Source organism: Bacillus sp. 17RED48 (genome assembly GCF_019837545.1).
Classification (GTDB): domain Bacteria; phylum Bacillota; class Bacilli; order Bacillales; family Bacillaceae_G; genus Bacillus_A; species Bacillus_A wiedmannii.
Map to the genome: position 1 here is coordinate 20,462 of NZ_JADAXG010000019.1, position 6,729 is coordinate 27,190.

Consider the following 6,729-nt stretch of genomic DNA (forward strand, 5'->3'; position numbering starts at 1 on the left):
AATATACGAAATAACCCTTAAAATGAATGTCCGCTAGTGTTTGCTGCGTGATTTTGTTCCATTGCTACACATACCCCATATACGGCAATGATTATCATAAAGAAATAGTGAGCTTAATGTCTTTTCTTTACCTTGACATTTATTACAAAAAATGTTATTATTAAAATGAATTATTTTTGTTCGGTGTAACGGATTTGTAACTTTTCACCTTTATGATCACTGAGAGCAAGGATAGTATTACATTGTGTGTGTTTACACACTAGGAGGCAATACAAATGGAAAAAGGTAATGTAAAATGGTTTAATGGCGAAAAAGGCTTCGGATTCATCGAACGTGAAGGTGGAGACGATGTATTCGTTCATTTCTCAGCGATTCAAGGCGAAGGTTACAAAACTTTAGAAGAAGGTCAAGCAGTGACTTTTGATTTGGAGCAAGGTCAACGTGGACCTCAAGCTTCAAACGTACGTAAAGCTGCTTAATTTTACAAAGTGGGGAAGGCAGGCTCTTTTATGGGAGTCTGCTTTTCTTTTTTCTGTGAAACAACCCCCCCCCACTCGTAAAGGACATGAAAACAGTAAATCAAATGGTTAACCAAGTCTAGCATAAAAGTACCCCCTAAATGAAAATTCTCTTTCTCTACAGTTAGTTATTTTGAGAAGTCAGCCCATTTTTTGTTTTGGGGTGTTTACATTCCTTAAGTTGATGGGCACGGGTTCACTCATACACTATCCCGTCATTGACATGATTATATTTTAAAAATAAATAATTATATTCAAAGAAAACCTTTACAAAAAGTTTATTTTTGAACATTGTTAACAAAAATCCCAAAAGCTCATTCAAATATTTTTTTATTCAAAATACTATTCGTTTTTGTTATAATAATAACCATAACGTATTATATTCGTTTTTATATCTTCAGATTTTTTAAAATTTATTACACAAAAAGACAGCTCTTAATTAGAGTTGTCTTTTATTTTTCTCGATATATAATACTGTTCTGGTGCAAAAACTCCAAGATTCTTACAGCCAGGGAAAAGTTGGATTTTTCATAGGAAAGATGCTACTTTTTTCTCTCATATTCCTTCATTATTTTATAAAACGTATTTTTCTTTAGCTCTAACATTTCCATAAATATAATAGCTGTTATTCCCCACTTTTCCATTTAGAATAAGTTTCTTCTATATTAATTATGATAATAGATGGTTTTAATGCTACTGTTAGTTCAACCTTACTTATTTTGCGGTCTATGACAACTACCCTGTCACTACCCTATTTAGTAAGAAAGAAGATTTAGAGAAAGCTAAAAAGTACTATGATGAGCCTGGAAACTCAGCTCCAATAATATTCTTTCCTATATACGCTAAAGGCGATTTCCTTTAACAGATAAATGTTGATATAAAAACTAAAGAGTTTAATACATATAAAGAAGTTATGGATAAAACCATTAAGCAGGCTAATGAATGCACTTTCATTTTGCAGAAAATATGATAAAATTGTATTTGGACAGAAGTCCAATACATATTATTAAAAGTAAAGTGGTTCAAGTCGGAGGAAGGCACCTTAGGGTGTCTTTTCTTTATGAAAAAATCCCCACACAAGGTGCAGGGATTTTATGCTAGGAATATATAAAACTAATTATTTAATATATAGCGAAGTACGCCACGTATCTCTTGGATAGTTTATTGAAGTCTTTTGATATTCAAAAGTCCCTTCTTGATGCTTTGATGCATCCCATTTATATTCCCAACCTACAATAGGATTACCACCAATTATTTGTGAACCAATACTTTTCACATCAAATCCATTCATTTTCGCAAAAGGAAACTGGCCATACCCTATTTCTTTTGTGTAAACATATAAGTAACTTCCCCCATGATCTTTAGTTGTACTAAAACTATTAGGATTAATGTATTCAACCCCACCCAATTGTGACTCTACTTTCACTACACTTAAAGAAGTTAGAGGTGCCGCTGGTCCTGCAGATGCCTCCGATGCCATTCCTAAACCAACTACCGATGCCATTGCTAATGATGATATCCCTAATATAACTTTTTTAAACATATAAACATCCCCTTCTTTTATATAGGTACAAGTTTGATATTAACAGAATTTTATAAGGATAATCATTATTTTGAAATTGTTAACAAATTATACTTTTTTAGATATGTAATTTAGCATATTGATTGACATGTATAATAATATATCCGTTGCTTTCAATATAAAAAACTCCTTAATGGGATAACGTCCCATCGCCATCAAGCTAAGGTTTTGAAGTACCCCCTAAATGAAAATTCTCTTTCTCTACAGTTAGTTATCTTGAGAAATCAGCTCATTTTTTTGTTTTTTTGGGTGTATACATTTCTTATCTTGATAGCGATGTGATGCTATCCCTAATTGGATTAATAATATCTGTTACAACTTTCAAATTTAAACAGATTTGTTATTCTCCGCTTGTGCTTTAGAACGGAATAAGCTCCTTATATTCATTGTTCCTGAAAATAGCAAACCACCTATTACAAAAATTGCTCCAACAAAGTGGAATGAAGTTATATCTTCCTTGAGAATCAACCAAGCAAGTAAATAACCAAATATAGGAGTTAAAAATAGATAGTTGTTAGCCTTAATAGGATCTTTCTTAAGTAAATAAAACCATAATAGCATAGATACAATGGATGTCATTACTACTTGCCAAAACAGACCAATCGCAAAATTCATATCTAGGTTAATGTATGGGTCATTATCCAATAAGAAACTTAGCGGCACGGCAAAAACGCTTCCAAAAATAATTTGCCAAGTGTTAATAACAATACGATCCACTTTCATATCATATTTCGTAAAACATACACTTCCAATTCCCATTGATAACATTCCAACTGCTAAAATAATGACACCAGATAAAGTTGCATGCGTATCTTTTAAATAAGGATATACAGCAATTAGTAGGCCGAGTGCCGAGATAAACATCCCTAACCATTCTTTTTTGGTCACTTTTCTACTTAAGAACATAGAGGATAACAATGCTACGACAAACGGATTCACTGTAATAAATAAATTAAACAAGCTGGATGATACGAGTTTTAGGGATAAGAAACAACAGCCTACATACAGCGTTGTATTTAATATTCCTAAAACAATTAACTGTCTCCACTCTTTCCCTTTAGGCCACCTATAAGATTTTATAAAATATGAAAATACGAACATAATAATACCCGCACTAATTAGACGGGTCGTGGCAAACATGAGTGGTGATGATGACAGGAGACCTATTTTAGTGGCAATTGCCCCAGATGCCCATAAAACACTAAAAATTATACCAATTAAAATTTCCATTAAAATCATTCTCCTTATCCTAAATAAAATAGTAAAACAACCGATTTTAAATATTAAAATCGGTTGTTTATGTGAGGAATTATTAGTTTTCTGTTCTACTATTAAACAGTTACTTCTTCTTTCCAGTTATCCATACTGAAACGCTCACCTAAATTACGATGCTCAATAATATATTCACGTAAATGTTTTGCTTTATTTACAATAGCTTGATCGCCTGACTTTTCTGCAATTTCGTCCAACCAATCATAGCACTGTGCAACTGGAATATCTTTTTCAAAATGAATTTTTGAAAGGAAGAAGACAATATCTCTAAAAGTGATTCTTGTCATTACTTTAGATAGTGAACTAATTAGCTCTTTTTCAAAGTTAGAATCTAACTTCTCGCGTTGTACAATAAATCTATCAAGGTCTGGATTATATGTTTCCTTGTCTTTAAAAATATCAGATGGAAGGAAATCTTCATTGAATACATAGTCTAAGCAAAGGAATACTCGGCTATCTTTTGAGAAGTTTGCTGCTGCATGACCGATAGCTGCATCAAGGAACCAGATTTCCCCTTTTCTAATTCTAAATACAGCTTCTTCATCCGAATGAAATGCTTTTGTATTGTCTTCTAATGCTAAGAACACACGAAAGCGTCTTTTGGTATTATCTTTAAATTCAACAAAATCCCTGTGAGGAATAACCATTGCATCAATTAAATTACGAGTTCTAACCATTTTTAAATTATCAAAAGCAAAATAATCTTCAAGAATCTGATTGATATAAGGTAATTGCTTACCATATTCTATTTGTTGAGCAGCGTGATCAAAGTCACGATACATAGTATCTGCTTTATCATTTGAAGCATTCCATAAAGAATTATTCATCCAATAACCTGTACTGAACTCGTCATACTCTTCTGGAATTACAGGGGAATTTGCGATAGTTTGTAAATCTTTATTTAATAATTCCTCGTTCAAATCGATTTTACCAATAATATAAGAAGCCATAATACGTATTCTCCCCTTTAATCATTATAATGTGACTATTTTCAAACCGCAATATAAGTGACGAAATAATCTGATTATGTATCTCTTTCATAATCATGACTTCATGATTATTTTTAAAGACTAAGAATTCAATTGTTATTTTATAAAAATAATATACTTTACTTTCATTTTAATTACATTTGCTATCTTAATCTCACTATTCGTATAGATTTTGATATACAACTATAATCCAAAATACATAACTCATACTGTGACTTATGGTCACAATACTTACATTTTATCGTTTTATCTGTTTCACAAACATGCGGTACATTCAATTTTTTAGTGACATTTAACACATGATCTTTGCAAACAAACAAAAAAACCACCTGATTTCTATTTCTACTATTTTTTATAAATGTAGTTCTTATGAATTGAAGCGAAAGGCTTTCTTACCCATTTCCATATCCGCGCGGATTTTACAGAAAATTGAATCTGAAACTAAAAATTGATTATATGAAAAAAACAACTATGAGTCTAGGTTGTTTTATCGGAAAATTCGAAATTTAATAACTGATATTCTTCTTTTTCTGGAAAGAAACACCGTAATAACGCAGTTTAAAGGATATTATTTGAAAAATTTGTTAAAAATTGAGGAATTCAGACTATTAAAACATAACCAATTATCTCATGAAGTACTCTAGATTTTTTGAAACTCTCCTAATCATAATAAAGAGAGGTTAGGTTATTCATTTTCTTTAATTATCTATTCATAATTCCTTCTTCCCCTCAAATACAAAAAAACGTTATTCTTTCTAAAAAAGCTAGATTAGAAAGGATGACGTTTTTTTATGAATCTCTCGATTCAAGATGATCTACAACCGTTTGCGAAAGAATTACAGCGATATGTTACACCTGTATTTTTAGAAGAACTTGCACGAGAAATCGGATTTATAAAGCGAAAACGTAAGTTTTCCGGCTCAGATTTAGCTAATATTTGTATTTGGATGAGTCAACGAGTGGCAAGTGATCCCTTAGTCCGATTATGTAGTAGGCTTCATGCAGCTACAGGTACTTTACTCAGCCCTGAGGGCTTAAATAGACGTTTAAATGCGAAAGCAGTTTTGTTTTTAAGACATATTTTTTCTTTACTATTACAACAAAAGGTATGTGAACAAACGCAAATTTCTAACCGTCTCTTTTCTTATTTCCAACGAATCCGCATCCTAGATGCCACCGTATTTCAAGTGCCAAATGTTTTAAAGAAGGTATATCCAGGTTCTGGAGGCTGTGCCCAAGCAGCTGGAATCAAAATTCAATTAGAATATGACCTGCACAGTGGAGAATTTCTTAACTTTCAAGTTGGACCAGGAAAAAATAATGACAAAACATTTGGCACGGAGTGCTTAAATACTTTACGACCAGGAGATTTATGTATTCGTAATTTGGGTTATTTTTCATTGGAAGACTTAGATCAAATGGATCAACGAGGTACATACTATATTTCTCGTTTAAAATTAAATACGAATGTATATGTGAAAAATCCAGCTCCAGAATACTTTAAGAATGGTGCCATTAAGAAACAATCGGAATACATACAAATCGATGTGAAACAGATTTTGAAACAACTACAGCCTGGAGAAATATTTGAATTAAAACATGCTTATATCGGTGATAAACAGCAACTATTTGCACGTGTTATTTTTAATCGATTAACAGAAGAGCAACTTCAAAAACGACGAGCGAAGATTACGGAAAAAGAAAAGTCTAAAAATAGAACGTACTCAGAGAAAAGTAAATTGGTAGCTGGATTAAACGTGTACATGACGAATACACCTCGGGAATGGGTTCCAATGGAACAGGTACATGAATTATATACTTTACGTTGGCAAATAGAGATTATCTTTAAAACGTGGAAATCACTCTTCAAAATAGACCATCATCGCCATGTAAAACAGGAACGGTTGGAGTGCCAATTATATGGAAAGCTAATCGCTATTTTCCTATGCTCTTCTACAATGTTTAAAATGCGCCAACTTCTTTTACAAAAGAAGAAAAAGGAGTTAAGTGAATATAAAGCGATTGGCATGATTCAAGATCATTTATCTCTTTTGTATCAAGCCATACAGAAAGGCACCCAGGAAATAGTAAAGATTTTAATCCGCCTGTTCCATCTTCTACAGAAGAATGGACGAAAATCTCACAGATATGAGAAGAAGACTGTCTTTGATATTATGGGTGTTGTCTATGAATATAATGGATTGGGAAAACAAAAGAAAGTTGCATAGTCAAAAAAATGAAACCCGTTAAGGGTTATTTAGTATGCATATTTTTAAGAATATACTTCTATTTTAAGAATGTTTTAAACCAGCTGAACGCAATTTCAGTTTGTTTGCACTCTTAAGTTGATGGGCATGTATGGTGACCC

At 32.2% G+C, this 6,729-nt stretch carries 5 protein-coding genes and 2 pseudogenes; 3 read left to right on the forward strand and 4 right to left on the reverse strand.

All coding sequences use genetic code 11. The features are described 5' to 3' along the window. Positions 1 to 275: 275 nt before the first annotated feature. Positions 276 to 479 carry a cold-shock protein gene (locus tag ILT06_RS31145; RefSeq protein WP_044784723.1) on the forward strand — a complete coding sequence of 68 codons (204 nt, stop codon included), beginning with the start codon at positions 276 to 278 and terminating at the stop codon, positions 477 to 479. A 581-nt stretch (positions 480 to 1,060) separates the two neighbouring features. Here the strand turns inward: ILT06_RS31145 and ILT06_RS32770 are convergent. Continuing rightward, positions 1,061 to 1,182: pseudogene (locus ILT06_RS32770) on the reverse strand (recombinase family protein); the annotation flags it as partial. Positions 1,183 to 1,272: 90 nt separating this feature from the next. On the opposite strand from ILT06_RS32770, the pseudogene ILT06_RS32775 reads away from it, so the two are divergent. After that, positions 1,273 to 1,488: pseudogene (locus ILT06_RS32775) on the forward strand (hypothetical protein); the annotation flags it as partial. Between the two features lie 147 nt (positions 1,489 to 1,635). Here the strand turns inward: ILT06_RS32775 and ILT06_RS31150 are convergent. From ILT06_RS31150 to ILT06_RS31160, 3 genes are all read right to left on the reverse strand, one after another. Beyond that, a complete protein-coding gene (locus ILT06_RS31150) occupies positions 1,636 to 2,061 on the reverse strand; it encodes a DUF4879 domain-containing protein (protein WP_064472726.1) in 426 nt (141 codons plus the stop codon). Between the two features lie 366 nt (positions 2,062 to 2,427). Next, positions 2,428 to 3,330, reverse strand: a complete 903-nt coding sequence (locus tag ILT06_RS31155) for a DMT family transporter (protein WP_088059188.1) — start codon at positions 3,328 to 3,330, stop codon at positions 2,428 to 2,430. A 101-nt stretch (positions 3,331 to 3,431) separates the two neighbouring features. Continuing rightward, on the reverse strand, positions 3,432 to 4,322 hold the full coding sequence (locus ILT06_RS31160; protein ID WP_222655920.1) for an aspartyl/asparaginyl beta-hydroxylase domain-containing protein: 891 nt from the start codon (positions 4,320 to 4,322) through the stop codon (positions 3,432 to 3,434). 830 nt (positions 4,323 to 5,152) lie between these two features. Here ILT06_RS31160 and ILT06_RS31165 point away from each other — a divergent pair. Further along, on the forward strand, positions 5,153 to 6,589 hold the full coding sequence (locus ILT06_RS31165; protein ID WP_222655921.1) for an IS4 family transposase: 1,437 nt from the start codon (positions 5,153 to 5,155) through the stop codon (positions 6,587 to 6,589). The last annotated feature ends 140 nt before the right edge of the window (positions 6,590 to 6,729 follow it).

What these genes read in the sequence shown, in the direction of transcription:
- ILT06_RS31145 (WP_044784723.1), top strand. Translation starts at nt 276, where the DNA reads ATGGAAAAAGGTAATGTAAAATGGTTTAATGGCGAAAAAGGCTTCGGA.
- ILT06_RS31160 (WP_222655920.1), bottom strand. Translation starts at nt 4,322, where the DNA reads ATGGCTTCTTATATTATTGGTAAAATCGATTTGAACGAGGAATTATTA.
- ILT06_RS31155 (WP_088059188.1), bottom strand. Translation starts at nt 3,330, where the DNA reads ATGGAAATTTTAATTGGTATAATTTTTAGTGTTTTATGGGCATCTGGG.
- ILT06_RS31165 (WP_222655921.1), top strand. Translation starts at nt 5,153, where the DNA reads ATGAATCTCTCGATTCAAGATGATCTACAACCGTTTGCGAAAGAATTA.
- ILT06_RS31150 (WP_064472726.1), bottom strand. Translation starts at nt 2,061, where the DNA reads ATGTTTAAAAAAGTTATATTAGGGATATCATCATTAGCAATGGCATCG.